Source organism: Mesorhizobium sp. LNHC229A00 (genome assembly GCF_000502415.1).
Lineage (GTDB): Bacteria > Pseudomonadota > Alphaproteobacteria > Rhizobiales > Rhizobiaceae > Mesorhizobium.
On the sequence record NZ_AYWQ01000006.1, the window covers coordinates 577,857 to 595,088 of the forward strand.

Sequence of the window (17,232 nt, forward strand, 5' to 3'; positions counted from 1 at the left end):
AACGGCGGCCGATGGCAGACCTTACGCTCCATACGCGGGCTTGGCAAACGACTGCGCCTGTGTGGAAAGCCAAGAGCATCGACGGTTAGGCGTCCCCGGAGCAGCAGCGCTGCCAGACGCCGAAGAAGGCTTCAGCCGAGAAGGTCCGCGGCGACTTCGAGCGTGTTGCGGAACGACGTCTCGAGGTGGTGTTCCATTGCTTGTGCGGCGCCCTCGGCATCGTGTCGCCTCAGGGCCTCGAGAATGGCTTCGTGCTGCTCGATCGTCTGTTCGCCATAGCCGGGCTTTGGAATGGCCAGATAGCGGCCGCGGTCCATCTGCGCCTTGGAGATGTCGACCGCTCGCCAGATCATCGGTAGGCCGCAGATTTCGGCGATGGTGCGATGAAAGACATCGTCGAGTTGAATCGCGGTGGCATATCGGCCGCGCGCGATGGCGAGCTTGTGCGCCGTCATATTATCCTCCAGCAATTCGGCGGATGCCGGCGTGAGCTTGACGGCCGCGCGCCTGGCGCTCTCCATCTCGAGCGCCCGTCGGATGACGTAGGCCTCCTCGAGGTCGGCGCGGCTGATCGGCGCGACATAGGTGCCGGTCTGCGCCAGGATATTGACCAGGCCTTCGTCGCTGATGCGCTTGACCGCTTCCCGCACCGGGGTTCGCGAAACGCCGAGCGCTTCGGCGATGGCCACCTCATTGATCACCTCCCCCGGCTTCATCTGTCCGACGACGATCAGGTTGCGGATCTTCTGATAGATCTGATCGCGCAGCGGCAAAGCCCGATTGAGGGTCGACGGGTCAAGGTCCATGGCAAATCCGTAGCGTTCGTTCGCCGGAAATGATGGGATTATATTAGAATGTAAATTGGAATGCACCCAATGGGGGGGCGTCCCTGTCGACAAGGAAGCGTCGGTCAAGTCACTCGACGCCTGAAGGAGGCCAATCCTTCCAAGGCGACGCCGCCGTCGTCGACCCCCGCCNTCGGTCAAGTCACTCGACGCCTGAAGGAGGCCAATCCTTCCAAGGCGACGCCGCCGTCGTCGACCCCCGCCGACCGTCGTCGCCAAGGACAACGTCAACGCGGTCGAGCCGGCGTTCTGACTAGACAAGCCGGGACCGGCCTATCCTCTCGCAGGGGCATGAGGAAGAATTTCCAATACCGTGGACGGATTTAGAACAAACTAACTCTACAGAATTTATAGAATGAGCAATCTGCATGGCGATCCTTTTCCCTGCACAGGACCACGCCATGCCAGCATTTCCGCGTCTACTCTCAACCGTGCCGGACCCGGGCCGCNAGGAAGAATTTCCAATACCGTGGACGGATTTAGAACAAACTAACTCTACAGAATTTATAGAATGAGCAATCTGCACGGGCGATTTTTTCCCTGCACAGGACCACGCCATGCCAGCATTTCCGCGTCTACTCTCAACCGTGCCGGACCCGGGCCGCCATTGCCCAACCGCGGGAGGCAGGGCATGACCCAAGATGTTCCCGACCGCGTCAAGGTTCTCTGGTTCCTGCCGACGCATGGCGACAGCCGTTATCTCGGAACGACCGAGGGAGGCAGGGCCGTCGATCTGCCCTATCTGACGCAGGTGGCGAAAGCCGCCGACACGCTTGGCTATTACGGCGTGCTATTGCCGACCGGCCGGGCCTGCGAGGATTCCTGGGTGATTGCCTCGGCGCTGGCGCCACTGACAGAGCGGCTGCGTTTCCTCGTCGCCGTGCGGCCCGGCTTGCAGTCGCCGACGCTTGCCGCGCGCATGACCGCCACGCTCGACCGCATTTCCAACGGCCGCTTGCTGATCAATGTCGTCACTGGCGGCGATCCGCTGGAGAACAAGGGCGATGGCATCTTTCTCTCGCATGCCGAGCGCTATGAGGTGACGCAGGAATTCCTCCGAATCTACAAGCGGGTGCTGAGCGGTGAGACGGTCGAGCACGAGGGCAAGCATTTCCGCATCGAGGACGGAAGGTTGCTGTTCCCGCCGGTGCAGGCGCCCTATCCGCCGCTCTATTTCGGTGGCTCATCGGATGCCGGATCGGCAGTCGCGGCGCAGGAAATCGACAAATATCTGACCTGGGGCGAACCCCCGGCCGACGTCGGACGCAAGCTCGATGCCGTGCGCGAACTGGCCGACAAGGCCGGCCGCAAACTCTCGTTCGGCATTCGTCTGCATGTCATCGCCCGCGAAACCACCGAACGGGCTTGGGCCGCCGCCGACAGCCTGATCAGTCGGCTCGACGACGCGACGATCGCTTCGGCGCAGAAAGTCTTCGGCCGCATGGATTCGGTCGGCCAAGCGCGCATGAGCGCGCTGCATGGCGGCAACCGTGACAAGCTCGAGATCGCGCCCAATCTATGGGCCGGCGTCGGCCTTGTGCGCGGCGGTGCGGGAACGGCACTGGTCGGCGACCCGGATACGATCGCCGAGCGCATCGATGAATACCGTCGCCTCGGCATCGACACCTTCATCCTGTCCGGCTACCCGCATCTGGAGGAAGCCTATCGTTTCGGCGAACTGGTGCTGCCGAAACTGCCGACCGATCATCCGGTCAAGTCGGCCGGGTCGTCGGTCAACACCGGGCCGTTCGGCGAGACCATTGCCGGTGACCATCGGCCGAAGTCGCTCNCGGGTCGTCGGTCAACACCGGGCCGTTCGGCGAGACCATTGCCGGTGACCATCGGCCGAAGTCGCTCGCCAGCGCCTCGTGAACGCGCTGGCTCCGGTCCGCCGATCACGCGTCGCCATAATCGGCGGTGGTTTTTCCGGCGCGGCGGTCGCTTGGCACCTTGCGCGGGCGCATGGGCCGGAGCGCCTGTCGATCTCGGTGATCGAACCGCGTTCCGCGCTCGGCGGCGGTCTTGCCTATTCCAGCGAAGAGCCGTCGCACCGCGTCAACGTCCCGGCCGTCCGGATGAGCATGGTTCCCGAAGACCAGCAGCATTTTGCGCGCTGGCTGGCCGGCAGTGGCGAAATCGAGCGGGACCCCGATGCGCTGTGGAAGAACGGCGACGTGTTTCCGCGCCGGCGCGTGTTCGGTCGCTATGTCGCCGAGCAGCTCGCACCTTGGCTCGGCTCGGGCGCTATCAGTCATGTCGAGGCTCAGGCCACGCGGGTAATTCGAGCCGACGGCGCGGGCTGGACGGTACAGACCTCCGCCGGACCTGTCGCGGCCGACATCGTCGTGCTCGCCGCGACTCATCCTCTGCCGGCCATCCCGGCAGCACTTGCCTTGTTGGCCGAAGCACCTGGCTTCATCGCCGATCCCTACGCGCCGTCGGCACTCGCCGGGATCGGCCCGGAGGCGTCGGTCCTGATCGTCGGCTCCGGACTGACCTCGGCCGACATGGTGGCCGAGCTTGACCGCCGGGGGCATCGCGGCCGCATCCTGGCGCTGTCGCGCCGCGGACTGCGTTCGCGCGGCCACCCGGATATCAGACATGAGCCCTTCGGCGACTTTGCGTCGGTGCCGGCCACATCCGCACTTGGCCTGCTGAAGAACATTCGCGCCACGCTGGCCGCGGCGCGAGCCGCCAACGTCAACTGGCAGTCGGTCTTCGACCAATTGCGCATGCAAGGGCCGGTGCTGTGGTCCGCCCTCGCTCCGCCAGAGCGGACAAGGCTGGTCCGCAAGCTGCGCGTGTTTTGGGACGTGCATCGCTTCAGGATCGCACCGCAGGTGGCTTCCGTGCTCGACCACCGCCAGACCGCCGGCACATTCGACACCATTGCCGCCCGGCTTGTCGCGTCGAACGACGAGGGCGACAGCCTCGCGGTCAGCCTTCAACGGCGCGGACAGACGCGCATCGAGACGGCAAGCTTCGATGCCGTCATCAACACGACAGGGCCGGCCCATGGGCAGGCGCTCCAGTTAAATCCGGCGCTGCGTTCCCTGACTGAGGCCAGTCTGATCAGGGCGGACGCATACGGGCTCGGCATCGAGACCAGCCTCGATAGCCGCGCCGTCGGTGGTGACGACAAGGCGGTTGCCGGGCTTTTCGTCGCCGGTCCGCTGGCGCGAGGCACCTTTGGCGAACTCATGGGCCTGCCGGAGGTTGCTCGCCACGCCCAAAGGGTCGCGGGCGAGATCGCGGGGCTGCTCGACACACTCTCTTCAGGTGGACCGGTTGGCCCCAACGTCGGGAGCGTTGCGGGCGCGGGCTGACAACCGCAAGCCGGCATGGCTGGCGCAAAATTGGTATTTCCGTCCCGCAAGCGCGCCAAAAAGGGAAAATCGTCCTTTGTATATAAATTCGATAAACATAATAAATTATGGGGACATCTGGCTGCGGCTGGACCGATCAATAGCCTGACTGGGAGACAATTCATGGCACACGCAGGAACCGACGCGGTCAAATTCGCCTACTGGGTGCCCAATGTTTCGGGCGGCCTGGTGATCTCCGACGTCGAGCAGCGCACCAGCCATTCAGCCGAGTACAACCGCAAGCTGGCACAGATCGCCGAAAAGGCCGGTTTCGACTACGCGCTGAGCCAGATCCGTTTCACCGCCGGCTACGGCGCTGACGAGCAGCATGAATCAGTGGCGTTCAGCCATGACCTGCTGGCCGCCACCACGACGCTGAAGGTGATCGCCGCGATCCTCCCGGGCCCTTGGAATCCCGCGCTGGCGGCTAAGCAGATTGCCACCATCAGTTATCTGACCAACGGACGTGTCGCCATCAATCTCGTCTCCGGCTGGTTCCGTGGAGAGTTCCACGCCATCGGTGAGCATTGGCTCGACCATGATGAGCGCTACCGTCGCTCCGAGGAATTCATCCGTGCGCTGCGCGGCATATGGACTGAAGACAGCTTCACCTTCCGAGGCGACTTCTACCGCTTCAACGAATACTCGCTGAAACCGAAGCCGCCGCGGCCGCTGCCCGAGATCTTCCAGGGCGGCTCGTCGCGCGCGGCACGCGACATGGCATCACGCGTCTCCGACTGGTATTTCACCAACGGCAACACGCCGGCCGAAATCGCCAAACAGGTCGATGATCTCAAGACCAAGGCAAAGGCCAGCAATCATTCCGTCAAGGTCGGCGTCAACGCCTTCGCCATTGTCCGCGAGACCGAGGACGAGGCCAAGGCGGTGCTTGCCGAGATCATCGCCAAGGCCAATCCGGAAGCGGTCAACGCCTTCGGGCACGAGGTCAAGAACGCCGGCAAGGCCTCGCCGGAAGGCGAGGGCAATTGGGCGAAGTCCTCCTTCGACGACCTCGTCCAGTACAATGACGGTTTTCGCTCCAACTTGATCGGCACGCCGAGACAGGTTGCCGAGCGCATCGTCGATTTGAAGCGCGCCGGCGCCGATCTCATCCTGCTCGGCTTCCTGCATTTCCAGGAAGAGGTCGAGTATTTCGGCAGGCATGTCATCCCGCTCGTTCGCCAGCTGGAGGATGCCGAGCAGGCGGCTTCGCTGGCGGCGGAATAGTCATCTCCCCAAGGCTGGCCGGGTAATCCGGCCAGCACCCGAATGAAAGTTTTCAAGCGCGCTCGATCTTTTCGGGCGGCATCGAGAATTCGTGCGCCTGCGGGCGAAATCGAGGACGATTGGAATGCCGTTGCCCAGCTATGCCCTAGGCGCGATGGAAGCCTCGGTCTATGCGCCGGAAGTTTTTGCGCGGGGCCTGCCTTCGGCGCAGCAGCCGTCCGAAGGCCGTACCGTGCCGGTAGCAGGCACCGCGGCTGCCACATCCCCGATGCTTTCACTCGAGGCCATCGGCCTGTCGTTCGGCGGTGTCGTCGCGCTGGCCGACATCGAGCTGTCTGTTCGATCAGGGGAAATCCGCGCCATCATCGGCCCGAACGGCGCCGGCAAGAGCTCGCTGATCAATGTCATCAGCGGTCTCTACCGGCCCGATCGCGGCCAGGTCCAACTCGCCGGAGTCGACTATGCGCAGGTGCCGACGCAGCGGCTGGCCCATCTCGGCGTCGCCCGGACCTTCCAGAACCTTGCTTTGTTCAAGGGACTGAGCGTCCTAGACAATGTCGCCTCCGGCCTTGCCTACAAGGTCCGTTCCAACTTCGCCGGCCAGGTGCTCGGCATCGGACGATCGCGCGGCGAGCGACGTGAGACACGCAGTCGCGCCGATCAGATCCTCGAATTTCTCGACCTCACCGCCGTGCGCGATCGTCTTGCCGGCACGCTTCCCTACGGGCTGCAGAAGCGGGTCGAACTCGCCCGGGCGCTGGTCGCGGAGCCGCGCCTGCTGCTGCTCGACGAACCGATGGCCGGCATGACATCAGGTGAGAAGAGCGAAATGGCTGCCTTCGTGCGCGCCGCGCGTGACCGCTTTGCCACCACGGTCGTCCTGATCGAACATGATGTCGGCATCGTCATGGGCCTGTCCGACCGTATCGCCGTTCTCGATTATGGCCGCAAGATAGCCGACGGCACACCCGACGAGGTCCGCAACGACCTGCGCGTCATCGATGCCTATCTGGGCGTCGCCTCGGACGGTGAGGCCCTCTCTCGCAATGAAGGAAGGGCGGGCATATGATCGCCGATTTCGACTATCAGTTCTTCATCGAGGTGCTCGTCGGCGGGCTGCTTTCCGGCGTCATGTATTCGCTGGTCGCGATCGGCTTCGTGCTGATCTACAAGACTTCGGGCGTGCTCAACTTCGCCCAAGGCGCGATGCTGCTGTTCGCCGCCCTCACCTTCGTCAGCCTTGTTGAACGCGGTGTTCCGTTTGCACTGGCGTTGGTGGCAACGTTCGCCACCATGGTGGCGATCGGCATCGCCATCGAGCGCACGGTGCTGAGGCCGCTGACCAACAAGCCGCCGATCACCCTGTTCATGGCGACACTTGGCCTGTCCTACATCATCGAGGGCGCCGCCCAACTGATCTGGGGCACGCAGGTCCATGGCCTTGACCTCGGCATCGAGGATGTGCCGCTGGAAGTCGGCGGGGTGCTGATCAGCCAGTTCGATATCTTCGCGGCGGTGGTCGCGGCCGGCATGGTTCTCCTGCTGTCGCTATTCTTCCGCTACACCCGCATCGGCCTCGCCTTCCGCGCCGTCGCCGACGACCAGTTCGCCGCACTCGCGGTTGGCCTGCGTCTGCCGCTGATCTGGGCCATCGTTTGGGCGGCGGCCGGCTTGGTCGCGCTGGTCGCCGGGCTGCTCTGGGGCGCCCGCCTCGGGGTGCAGTTCTCGCTGTCGCTGGTGGTGCTCAAGGCGCTGCCGGTGCTGGTGCTTGGCGGCTTCGATTCCATTCTTGGCGCCATTGTCGGCGGGCTATTGATCGGCGCCAGCGAGAAGCTCGCCGAGGTCTTTATCGGCGACTATTTCGGCGGCGGCATCGAGAGCTGGTTCGCCTATGTCGTTGCGCTTGTCTTCCTCTTGATCCGTCCTTCCGGCCTGTTCGGCCAGAAGCTCGTCGAAAGGGTCTGAGCCATGGCCGCGACTACAAGCGACTTTCCCGCCGCTACGGTGCTGCCGAACTGGGCGGTGCCCGCACTCCTGCTCGCATTGGCCTATGGCGTCGTGCCGCTGATCGGCTCGAGCTACCTGTTCGAGGCCATCCTGCTGCCGTTCCTGGCGCTCAGCCTCGCCGGTGTCGGCCTCAATATCTTGACCGGCTACGCCGGCCAGGTTTCGCTGGGCAGCGCCGCTTTCATGGCGACAGGCGTCTTTGCCACCTACAATCTCAACCTGCGCGTCGAAGGCCTGCCACTGATCGGCAGCATTTTTCTCGCCGGCATCGTGGCCGCCGCGATCGGCATCGTCTTCGGCCTGCCGAGCCTGCGGCTGAAAGGTTTTTACCTCGCGGTTTCGACGCTTGCCGCGCAGTTCTTCGTGCAATGGGCGCTGACCAAGTTCAGCTGGTTTTCCAACAACTCTGCATCCGGCGTCATCGATGCGCCGAGGCTGTCGATTTCAGGCTTCACACTCGACGGCCCCGTCGGCCGTTACTTCTTTGCACTGACCATCGTCGTCGTCCTGACCTTCTTCGCCTATCGGCTGGTGTCGTCGCAGACCGGACGAAACTTCATCGCCATCCGCGACAACGAGACCGCCGCTCGCATCATCGGCATCCCGGTCTTGAAGACCAAGCTTCTGGCCTTTGCCGTCTCGTCCTTCGTCATCGGCGTCGCCGGTGTCATCTGGGCGTTCGCTTATCTCAGGACCGTAGAGCCGGATGGCTTCGATCTCGACCGCTCGTTCCAGATAATGTTCATCATCATCATCGGCGGCCTCGCATCGATCCGCGGCGCGTTCTTCGGCGCCGCCCTGATCGTGGTCTTTCCGCTCGCACTGTCGCGCCTCGGCGGCTTCCTGCTTGGCGATGTCTTCGACTCGGGCGTCCTCGACATGAGCCAGCGCGTCGTGCTCGGCGTCCTCATCATCCTGTTTCTGATCCTCGAACCCGACGGGCTGGTGGCCTTGTGGGACAGGATCCGAAGACGGCTTCTGTTCGCCTGGCAATCGACCTGAGCCCTCGCACTGCAAAATCCTATTCGAAGATGAACCAGAGGCCGGATCAAAGACGGCCGATACCGGGAGTACCCTAGCCATGACCTTCCTCAGCACCATCAAGGCGGCGGCATTGTCCGCGGCGATGATCGTGTCGGTGGCCTTGCCATCCGCTCATGCCGACGAGCAATATTTCCCGCTGCAGAGCTATCGCGTCGGACCCTACGCGGCCGGCGGCACCGGCTTCTTCGGCGGCTTCATCGACTATCTCAACCTCATCAACATCCGCGACGGCGGCGTCAACGGCGTCAAGCTGACCTGGGACGAGTGCGAGACCCAGTATGAGGTCGAGCGCGGCGTCGAATGCTACGAGCGGCAGAAGAGCCATGCGGGTGCCGCTGCCTGGAACCCGCTCTCGGTCGGCATCGCCTATGCGATGATCGACCGTATCACCGCCGACAAGGTGCCGCTGATCACGGTCAACCACGGCCGCACCGACTCCACCGACGGGCGCGTCTTCCCTTACGTCTTCCCGCTGCTGCTCAACCCCTACAGCGAGACGTCAGGCATCGTGAACTACATCGCCGCCAAGGAAGGCGGCATCGACAAGCTGAAGGGCAAGAAGATCGTCGTGCTCTATCACGGCTCGCCCTACGGCAAGGAGACCATCCCGATCTATGAATTGCTGGCGCAGAAATACGGCTTCACCGTGCAGCAGATCGAAGTGCCGCATCCCGGCAACGAGCAGCAGTCGCAATGGCTGACCATCCGCCGCGCCAAACCTGATTTCGTCGTCCTGCGCGGCTGGGGTGTGATGAACCCGGTGGCGCTCAAGACGGCGGTCAAGGTCGGCTACCCCGTCGACCACATCGTCGGCAATGTCTGGTCGAATTCGGAAGAGGACGTCATCCCCGCCGGCGATGCCGCCAAGGGTTACACCGCCATCACCACCCAGGCCTCGGGCAGCACCTATCCGGTGGTGCAGGAGATCGTGAAGACCGTCTACGGCGCCGGCAAGGGCAATCTCGAAGACAAGTCGCGCATCGGCTCGGTCTACCACAATCTCGGCATCGTCAACGGCATCCTGAATGTCGAGGCGATCCGCGTCGCGCAGGAGAAGTTCGGCCATCGCACGCTGACCGGCGACGAAGTCCGCTGGGGCTTCGAACACCTCAAGCTCGACCCGTCCAAGGTAGAAGCGCTCGGGGCCAAGGACCTGTTCCACTCGATCAATGTCAGCTGGGACAACCACGAGGGCGAGGGCTACGTGACCTTCCAGCAGTGGGACGGCAAGAAGTGGAACGTCGTTTCCGACTGGATCGCGCCGGATTGGGCGCTGCTGCGGCCGATCATCGAGAAGTCGGCCGAGGCCTATGCCGCCGAGAAGGGCATCAAGCTGCGCACGGCCGACGATGCCAACGCCGTGACCACCAACTGATTTCCGGGCGGGCGCCGTGGACACCGTCCTCGGCGCCCGGCGCATCCGCAAAGCACGGGAACAGCCATGCCGAACGACGACATCATCCTGGCCGTGGACGCGGTCCACGCCAGCTATATCAACGCCATCACGGCGCTGCATGGCGTCAGCTTCGAGATCAGGCGGGGCGGGATTCTGGCGCTGCTCGGTGCCAACGGCGCCGGCAAGACCACCACGTTGAAAGCCGTCTCCAATCTGCTGCCGGCAGAGCGCGGCCAGGTCAACGCCGGTTCCATCCGCTATGATGGCTCGGATGTCTCTCACCGCAAGCCGGGCGATCTCGTACGCGCCGGGCTGGTCCAGGTGCTGGAAGGCCGTCACTGTTTCAAGAGCCTCACAGTCGAGGAAAACCTGGTCGCCGGCGGCATCGGCCGCAGCGGCCGCCGCGCCGAGATCAACGCGGACCTCGAACGGGTTTATTCCTGTTTTCCGCGCCTCAGGGAAAAGCGTCGGACATTGTCCGGCCTCACCTCCGGTGGCGAGCAGCAGATGACTGCCATCGGCCGCGCGCTGATGTCGCGGCCGCGCCTCCTGGTTCTCGACGAGCCCTCGATGGGGCTTGCCCCGCTCATCGTGCAGGACATTTTTCAGACGCTGAAAAAACTCAACCGCGAGACCGGTCTGTCGATCCTGGTCGCCGAGCAGAACTCGGCGGTCGCGCTTCGCTATGCCGACCACGCCACTGTGCTCGAAAGCGGCGTCTCAGTCCTGTCCGGCGCGGCCGCCGATCTTCGCCAGCGCGAGGATATCAGGGCGCTCTATCTCGGCCAGCAGCCGTCGCCCGCCGCCAAGCCATCCCGTCTCCACGCCGTTGCCTGAACCGAATTTTGAAGGAGCAATGAAATGACCGTCTCGACCGTCAAGACAGACCATGCTTCCGCCGCCGTACCGCCGGTCGCAAGGCCCTCGGCACCAGCACACATCATCAGGGACGATGCGGAGGCGATCGCCGTCGCCCATGCGCTCGCCGCCGAATTCATCAAGGACTCGTCCAGGCGCGACCGCGAGCGTATCTGGCCGGTTGCCGAGCTCGACGCCTTTTCCCAAAGCGGCCTGTGGTCGATCAATGTGCCGAAGGAATTCGGCGGGCCGGAACTGTCCTATGCGACGCTGGCCAAGGTGATCGAGATCATCTCGGCGGCCGATTCCTCAATCGGCCAAGTCGCGCAAAACCATCTCGGCGTCATCGCCGCCATTCGCACCGTGTCGGATGTGGAACAGCAGAAACTGCTGTTCACCGAGGCGCTGAAGGGCACCCGGTTCGGCAACGCCTTTTCCGAGTTCGGCTCCAAGCGCGCCGCCGATTTCGAAACCCGCTTCACCGATGCCGGCGACCATGTCGTCGTCAACGGCCGCAAATTCTATTCGTCCGGCGCGCTGCTTGCCCATCTGGTGCCGATCGTGGCGCTCGATGACGAAGGTCGCGCCTGGTATGCCATCGCCGACCGCGGCGCGCCCGGCCTGACCGTCATCGACGACTGGTCGAGCTTCGGCCAGCGCACGACGCTCTCCGGCACTGTCATCATAGACAACGTCAAGGTGCCGAAGACGTATCTGGTGCCGGGCTACAAGGGCTACGACAAGCCGACCGCCGACGGCGCCATCTTCCAGATCATCCAGGTGGCGGTGGACACGGGGATCGCCCAGGCGGCGATCGACGAGACGGTTCACTTTGTCAGGACCAGGAGTCGCGCCTGGATCGACAGCGGCTTCGACAATGCCTGGGATGATCCCTACACCATCCAGGCTATCGGCGACCTCACGCTGCGCCTGCACGCGGCGCAGGCGCTGCTCGAAAAGGCCGGTCATGCCATCGACAAGGCGGTGGCCGAGCCGACAGCCGAGACGGTCGCGCATGCCCAGATCGTCACCGCGGAAGCAAAAATTCTGTCGACCGAGATCGCCATCGCCGCAACGAACAAGCTGTTCGAACTGGCCGGCACGCGCTCGACGCTGGCCGAACACAATCTCGACCGCCATTGGCGCAACGCCCGCACGCACACGCTGCACGATCCGGTGCGCTGGAAATATTCGATCCTCGGCAAATATTTCCTCAACGGCGAAAATCCGCCGCTGCACGCCTGGAGCTGATCTGCCGGAGGCGGGCGGCGCGCGCTGCGGTCGACCTGGTCGTCGCCGAGTGGCTTTGCCCTGACGGTCATCCCCTTCGGGATGCCCGCGGCGGGTGACCGCTTACGCGCAATTTACGACCATCGGTTACACCGGTTCCTGTCTGATTCGCCCAGGACAGGAACACCATGAGCAAAGCCCTCACGACCTTCGCCCTCGTCGCCGTCTTGACCGCCTTGCTCATGGCGCTGAGCCTTGCGGTGGCCCGCCACGGCTATCCCTATGGCGTGATCGGCGTCAAGCGTCTCGACGGCATCGCCGACGCCGGAACGTTCATTCCGCTTGCCGCGGCCTTTTTCTTTAGCGCGCTGTTGATGATGATCCTGCCGATCCGCGCGGCCAGTATCGTCCTCCTCCATGCCGCCGATGCGATCTTCTGGACTGTCATCGTGCTGCTCGCCACCATCGTCGGCGGCCTGCTCGCCCGATGGGCCTTCGGTCAGGGCAGCGCCCTTCTGGCGCTGTTGAACTGGCGGTTCCTGTTTGCCGTGGCGGTCGTCGGTTGCCACTTCGTCATGAACGAGTTGCGCCGCAACGTGCTGCTGCGCAGCCTGTTCTTCGTGATCTTTGCCGCCGCCACGGTGGCCTGCCTGTTCTGGTCGTTTACGCTTTAGCCGGAACTTACCATCCTATCGCCGCCTGGTCTTCGTTCCATGGCGAAGCGCTATTGGGATCGCGAGTTCGGAGTCTTCGGCTACCGGCCGCCGGAGACCGCTTTCGCGACGTAGCGCGAAAAATCCTCGACATCCGCAGCCGAAGGCTCCTGGCCGGTGAAGCTGCGCAGATACGCGGCAACATGCGGCAGGCGGCTGCTCATCGGCTCGTTGAGTTCGAGCGAATAGTAGCCGATCTGCATGAAATAGAGCACGCGAGCGCGAACGAACGCGTCTTCCTCCTCATAGCCATGACGCAAGAACATGCCGCGGATGGCAGTGACGCGTTCTTCGTCGGCCTCGTCGAGCGCACGCCGGATGCTGGGGGAGCGGCGAGCCCATGCCCGGATGGCGAAATCCAGCCGGGGATCGAACAGCTTTTCGTCGACCCAGCATTCGAAAATGCTCATCACCCCGCGAATGACAGTCGCGGAAGGGCGTGCGGCACGCTCGACGATGAATCGGGTATTGGTCTGCCGCCAGTGGTCCAGCAATTGGTCGAGCAGATCCTGCCGGCTCTTGAAATACCAGTAGAAGCTCGAGCGCGAGACATCGAGTTGCTGGCCAAGCGTCAGCACACGGACGCGTTCGACACCGTCCGAGATCAGGGTTTCAAGCGCCAGCTTCAGCCAGTCTTCGCGAGTAGCCTTGATGTTGCCGGTGGCGGCGGCGCGCTGGATCGTCGTTTCGAGTGCTGCCATCTCGACGACGCATGACACGCCACACAAGGCAAATCAAGATTGTGGACATATCTGTACAGGGCCCTCCGGCCTTGACCCGGAGCGCTGCCCGCCCATGTTGGCCGGATTGCTTGGCGATGAGGCTCGGTCGCCGCTGCCCCGAAGGCATGAGCGCAGCCCGGGGATTTTTGTCGCGGTCTCCAGACACAGTGCGCGCTTTCCCGCAAGGCAATTGTCTGGCAAATACCACTTCAGACAGATGCCGCCGCGCGGCCAACAGCCAGGAAGGCAAGGACATGACAGCGTTTCGAAAGAACCTCATCGATGGTGAATGGGTCGGCGATGCCGGCTCCCGCAACATCAACCCCTCGGATACCGGCGACGTCGTCGGCGAATATGCTTCGGCGGGGGTCGAACAGGCGGGCCAGGCGATAGCGGCCGCCCAGGCGGCGTTTCCAGCGTGGTCCCGTTCCGGTCCGCTGGCGCGCCATGCGGTGCTGAAAAAGGCGGCCGACGAGATCGTGGCGCGCAAGGACGAACTCGGCCGCAATTTGGCGCGTGAGGAAGGCAAGACGCTGGCCGAGGGCATTGGCGAGACCATCCGCGCCGCCCAGATATTCGATTTCTTTGCCGGCGAAACATTGCGCCTGTCGGGAGAGGTGGTGCCAAGCGTGCGGCCGGGCGTTGGCGTCGAGATCACGCGCGAAGCGGTCGGCGTGGTCGGCATCATCACACCGTGGAATTTCCCTATTGCCATTCCCGCCTGGAAGATCGCTCCGGCGCTGGCCCATGGCAACACCATCGTCTTCAAACCGGCCGAGCTCGTTCCCGAAAGCGCCTGGTCCATCGTCGACATCCTGCATCGCGCCGGCCTGCCCAAGGGCGTGCTCAACCTCGTCATGGGCAAGGGCTCGGTGGTCGGCCAGGCGATGCTCGACAGTCCCGACGTCAACGCCATCTCCTTCACCGGCTCGGTGGGAACCGGCAAGCGCGTCGCGGCGGCAAGCGTCGAGCACATGCGCAAGTTCCAGCTTGAAATGGGCGGCAAGAATCCGCTGGTCGTGCTCGACGATGCCGATCTCGCGGTCGCTGTCGATTGCGCGCTGAACGGCGCCTTCTTCTCGACCGGCCAGCGCTGCACGGCCTCGTCGCGTTTGATCGTCACCAAAGGCATCCACGACCGTTTCGTCGACGCGCTCAAGGAGCGCATGGAGAAGCTGGTGATCGGCGACGCGCTCGACGCGCGGACCCAGATCGGCCCGGTCGTCGACGCGATCCAGCTTAAGCAGGACGAAGACTATATCGCCATCGGCGTCCGCGAAGGCGCCACGCTCGCTTTCGGCGGCGAACGGCTCGACCGCAAGACGCCGGGCTTCTATCTCAAGCCGGCGCTGTTGACCGAGGCCACCAACGCCATGCGCAGTTCGCGCGAGGAGATTTTCGGCCCCGTCGCCAGCGTCATCCGGGTCCAGGATTATGACGAGGCGCTTGCCGTTGCCAACGACACTCCGTTCGGCCTGACCTCTGGCATCTGCACGTCGAGCCTCAAGCACGCCACGCATTTCAAGCGCAACTCCGAAGCCGGCATGGTGATGGTCAACCTGCCGACGGCGGGCGTCGATTTCCACGTTCCTTTCGGTGGTCGCAAGGGTTCGAGCTTCGGTCCGCGCGAACAGGGCCGCTATGCCATGGAGTTCTACACCACGGTAAAGACCGCCTATACGTTCGCGGGATGATCTGGCGCGCCGGCCGACCGCCGGCGGACCGTCACCTCCTCTGGAAACGGACCGGTGCAAAGGGATGACATTGCAGGACCTGACTTGGCTCAACCCGCCGCCGCACCATGCGATCGAAGGTGATGGCGTGCGCGTGCGCACCGGCAAGGAAACCGATTTCTGGCGTCAGACCTTCTATGGCTTCTGGCGCGACAACGGCCATTTCCTGTATCGGCGGGTCGAGGGCGATTTCACCGCCGAAGTGACCGTCAAGGGCGACTACGAGGTGCTTTACGACCAGGCCGGGCTGATGGTCCGACTGAGCGAAATGCACTGGATCAAGGCCGGCATCGAATACACCGATGGCCTTGCCTATTTCTCCGTCGTCGTCACCAACGACACTTCGGACTGGTCGCTGGTGGCCATTGCCGCCGGCCCTGACGGCGTCAGGATCCGCCTGACCCGCCACGGCGAGGCGGTCCGCGTCCAGTATCTCGACGCTTCCGACGGTCATTGGAAGCCGGTGCGGCTCGCCTATTTCCCGACCTCGAGGATGGTCGATGTCGGCGTGATGTGCTGTTCGCCGCAGCGTGAAGGTTTCGAAGTCACGTTCTCCGGATTTTCGGTCGGCCCGCCGATTGCGCGGGATCTGCACGACTGACCCTGGCAACCGGGCTCCGCGTGGCGTGTGCGAACGGACCGGTAGGACATTGCGACCCCAGTGCGCTCCAGCGCTCGGCATAGGCCTGGAAGCGTTCGGGACGTTGTCGGTCTTCCACGTCTGGTGCAGGATCCGCGGGACCATCGGCGGCTCATGGGGTGCTCGGAGATGGCTGGTCGTCATCGCCGTCACTGTCCAGGGCAAGCCCGACGCGGACGGCATCGCGGATCGCTTGCNTGGGCGCGCACGCGCTGCCTTGCCCGGCGCCCGGCGTCGAGTGAAAGTTGGACGGCCATGGCGGCCAGGCCTTCGTCGCTGGCCGACAGCAGCACCTCGTCGTTCTCGACCAGGCCCAGGCCCTCGGCCGCGAGCGGTGTCGCGATCACCGGCACCCCCCAGGCCATCGCCTCCAGGATCTTGATGCGCGTGCCCCCGCCCGCCCGGAGCGGGACGATGCTGAGATGCGCGCGGGACAGGAGCGGCGCCACGCTTTCGGGATCTTCGACGAGCTCGACATCGGGCAATCCGCCCAGGGCCAGCACGGGCGGTTCCGGGCCGCGTCCAGCTAGAACCAGCTTCGCGTCGGGCAGGGCCTGGCGGATGCGGGGCAATATGGTCCGGGCCAATCGCCCGGCGGCGTCGACATTCGGAGGATAGCCGAGATGACCTATGAAAAGGATCACCGGAAAGCCGCTGTCGGCCGACGGTTCCGCGGGCAGCATATCGGGAATCGCCTCGACGTTGGGAATTCCATTGGGAACGACATCGATGGGCATCGTGCGCCCGGCAACGCGCATCAGCTTCTCGCGGTCCTCGTTCGAGCAGACCCAGACCCTGTCGACAAGGGCGAGCGCCTTTCTTTCGAGATGCCTGATGCCAGGCCGCGATGCGGCCACGGAAAAGCGCGATGCGGTGGCTTCGGCGCGTTTCATCTGCGCGGACAGGTCGGACTCGACATTGTGCATATCGAGGATGAGCTGCTTTGCCAGCGATCGCAAAGGCCGCAGCAGCTTGAACAGGCCGATGCTCTCGACCACGACGGTGTCCGGGCGGAACTCCAGGATCAGTGCTTCCAGCCGCGCCAGGGCCGCGCGCGAAATGCGATGCTCCTCCCTTAGGCGCCACCATCCGATGGAAGCCGTCCGGGGCTCTCCCTCGATCGACAGCGCCTCGGTGCGGATAAGCGGATCGGGCGCGGTCATGGCGATGGCCCTGGGCCACACCGAGGCCAGGCAGACCGGTCCGAACGCGGCCGCCGCCACGGCATTGCGATAGTTGCGAAGATCCGCGCCGGAAGTCGGCGGAAACGCCGGCTCATGGCACACGATCAGCACGCGTCGCCGGCTGCCGTGCGCCGGCATGTCGACGTCGGGCCGCGCGCTCAAAGCGGACGCCCGACGCTTCGCGCCAGGAGTAGCGGCGCAAGCTCTTTCTCGGACGACATCAACGAGGCCTCCGCCACCTCAGAAATCAGCTTCGACTTGTTTAGCC

14 protein-coding genes and 1 pseudogene are annotated in these 17,232 nt (G+C 64.0%); 12 read left to right on the top strand and 3 right to left on the bottom strand.

Going from position 1 to position 17,232, the window contains the following annotated elements:
- Nucleotides 1–131: 131 nt before the first annotated feature.
- Nucleotides 132–806 (bottom strand): GntR family transcriptional regulator, encoded by a 675-nt coding sequence (locus tag X742_RS154640; protein ID WP_023772440.1) that lies wholly within the window; start codon nucleotides 804–806, stop codon nucleotides 132–134.
- 670 nt (nucleotides 807–1,476) lie between these two features.
- On the opposite strand from X742_RS154640, the pseudogene ssuD reads away from it, so the two are divergent.
- From ssuD to X742_RS154580, 10 genes and pseudogenes are all read left to right on the top strand, one after another.
- Nucleotides 1,477–2,634: pseudogene (gene ssuD, locus X742_RS1000000172435) on the top strand (FMNH2-dependent alkanesulfonate monooxygenase); the annotation flags it as partial.
- A gap of 79 nt (nucleotides 2,635–2,713) precedes the next feature.
- Complete coding sequence (locus tag X742_RS154620; protein WP_023772444.1) at nucleotides 2,714–4,171, top strand: FAD/NAD(P)-binding protein; 1,458 nt, start codon at nucleotides 2,714–2,716, stop codon at nucleotides 4,169–4,171.
- Nucleotides 4,172–4,333: 162 nt separating this feature from the next.
- Nucleotides 4,334–5,437 (top strand): dimethylsulfone monooxygenase SfnG, encoded by a 1,104-nt coding sequence (sfnG, locus tag X742_RS154615; RefSeq protein WP_023772445.1) that lies wholly within the window; start codon nucleotides 4,334–4,336, stop codon nucleotides 5,435–5,437.
- 124 nt (nucleotides 5,438–5,561) lie between these two features.
- A complete protein-coding gene (locus tag X742_RS154610) occupies nucleotides 5,562–6,506 on the top strand; it encodes an ABC transporter ATP-binding protein (protein WP_023772446.1) in 945 nt (314 codons plus the stop codon).
- Nucleotides 6,503–7,402: a branched-chain amino acid ABC transporter permease gene (locus X742_RS154605; RefSeq protein ID WP_031247951.1), complete on the top strand. Its 900-nt coding sequence runs from the start codon at nucleotides 6,503–6,505 to the stop codon at nucleotides 7,400–7,402. The genes X742_RS154610 and X742_RS154605 overlap by 4 nt, the downstream gene beginning before the upstream one ends.
- Nucleotides 7,403–7,405: 3 nt before the next feature.
- On the top strand, nucleotides 7,406–8,446 hold the full coding sequence (locus X742_RS154600; RefSeq protein WP_023772448.1) for a branched-chain amino acid ABC transporter permease: 1,041 nt from the start codon (nucleotides 7,406–7,408) through the stop codon (nucleotides 8,444–8,446).
- A 79-nt stretch (nucleotides 8,447–8,525) separates the two neighbouring features.
- A complete protein-coding gene (locus X742_RS154595) occupies nucleotides 8,526–9,863 on the top strand; it encodes an ABC transporter substrate-binding protein (RefSeq protein WP_023772449.1) in 1,338 nt (445 codons plus the stop codon).
- 66 nt (nucleotides 9,864–9,929) lie between these two features.
- On the top strand, nucleotides 9,930–10,721 hold the full coding sequence (locus X742_RS154590) for an ABC transporter ATP-binding protein (protein WP_023772450.1): 792 nt from the start codon (nucleotides 9,930–9,932) through the stop codon (nucleotides 10,719–10,721).
- A 24-nt stretch (nucleotides 10,722–10,745) separates the two neighbouring features.
- On the top strand, nucleotides 10,746–11,993 hold the full coding sequence (locus tag X742_RS154585) for an SfnB family sulfur acquisition oxidoreductase (RefSeq protein ID WP_023772451.1): 1,248 nt from the start codon (nucleotides 10,746–10,748) through the stop codon (nucleotides 11,991–11,993).
- A gap of 167 nt (nucleotides 11,994–12,160) precedes the next feature.
- Nucleotides 12,161–12,646 (top strand): hypothetical protein, encoded by a 486-nt coding sequence (locus X742_RS154580; protein ID WP_023772452.1) that lies wholly within the window; start codon nucleotides 12,161–12,163, stop codon nucleotides 12,644–12,646.
- A gap of 80 nt (nucleotides 12,647–12,726) precedes the next feature.
- On the opposite strand, the gene X742_RS154575 is transcribed toward X742_RS154580, so the two are convergent.
- Nucleotides 12,727–13,386 (bottom strand): TetR/AcrR family transcriptional regulator, encoded by a 660-nt coding sequence (locus X742_RS154575; RefSeq protein WP_023772453.1) that lies wholly within the window; start codon nucleotides 13,384–13,386, stop codon nucleotides 12,727–12,729.
- A 275-nt stretch (nucleotides 13,387–13,661) separates the two neighbouring features.
- On the opposite strand from X742_RS154575, the gene X742_RS154570 reads away from it, so the two are divergent.
- Both X742_RS154570 and X742_RS154565 read left to right on the top strand, forming a co-directional pair.
- Nucleotides 13,662–15,101, top strand: coding sequence for an aldehyde dehydrogenase family protein (locus X742_RS154570; RefSeq protein WP_023772454.1), 1,440 nt, complete (start codon nucleotides 13,662–13,664; stop codon nucleotides 15,099–15,101).
- A 64-nt stretch (nucleotides 15,102–15,165) separates the two neighbouring features.
- Nucleotides 15,166–15,741: a DUF1349 domain-containing protein gene (locus X742_RS154565; RefSeq protein ID WP_023772455.1), complete on the top strand. Its 576-nt coding sequence runs from the start codon at nucleotides 15,166–15,168 to the stop codon at nucleotides 15,739–15,741.
- Between the two features lie 188 nt (nucleotides 15,742–15,929).
- Here the strand turns inward: X742_RS154565 and X742_RS01000000170145 are convergent, their stop codons facing one another.
- Nucleotides 15,930–17,126, bottom strand: coding sequence for a glycosyltransferase family 4 protein (locus tag X742_RS01000000170145; protein ID WP_245275542.1), 1,197 nt, complete (start codon nucleotides 17,124–17,126; stop codon nucleotides 15,930–15,932).
- Nucleotides 17,127–17,232: the final 106 nt, after the last annotated feature.

Coding starts and splice junctions, on each gene's coding strand:
- X742_RS154570 (WP_023772454.1), top strand. CDS start 13,662: ATGACAGCGTTTCGAAAGAACCTCATCGATGGTGAATGGGTCGGCGAT.
- X742_RS154575 (WP_023772453.1), bottom strand. CDS start 13,386: ATGGCAGCACTCGAAACGACGATCCAGCGCGCCGCCGCCACCGGCAAC.
- X742_RS154640 (WP_023772440.1), bottom strand. CDS start 806: ATGGACCTTGACCCGTCGACCCTCAATCGGGCTTTGCCGCTGCGCGAT.
- X742_RS154565 (WP_023772455.1), top strand. CDS start 15,166: ATGACATTGCAGGACCTGACTTGGCTCAACCCGCCGCCGCACCATGCG.
- X742_RS154595 (WP_023772449.1), top strand. CDS start 8,526: ATGACCTTCCTCAGCACCATCAAGGCGGCGGCATTGTCCGCGGCGATG.
- X742_RS154600 (WP_023772448.1), top strand. CDS start 7,406: ATGGCCGCGACTACAAGCGACTTTCCCGCCGCTACGGTGCTGCCGAAC.
- X742_RS154585 (WP_023772451.1), top strand. CDS start 10,746: ATGACCGTCTCGACCGTCAAGACAGACCATGCTTCCGCCGCCGTACCG.
- X742_RS154605 (WP_031247951.1), top strand. CDS start 6,503: ATGATCGCCGATTTCGACTATCAGTTCTTCATCGAGGTGCTCGTCGGC.
- X742_RS154590 (WP_023772450.1), top strand. CDS start 9,930: ATGCCGAACGACGACATCATCCTGGCCGTGGACGCGGTCCACGCCAGC.
- X742_RS154580 (WP_023772452.1), top strand. CDS start 12,161: ATGAGCAAAGCCCTCACGACCTTCGCCCTCGTCGCCGTCTTGACCGCC.
- sfnG (WP_023772445.1), top strand. CDS start 4,334: ATGGCACACGCAGGAACCGACGCGGTCAAATTCGCCTACTGGGTGCCC.
- X742_RS154610 (WP_023772446.1), top strand. CDS start 5,562: ATGCCGTTGCCCAGCTATGCCCTAGGCGCGATGGAAGCCTCGGTCTAT.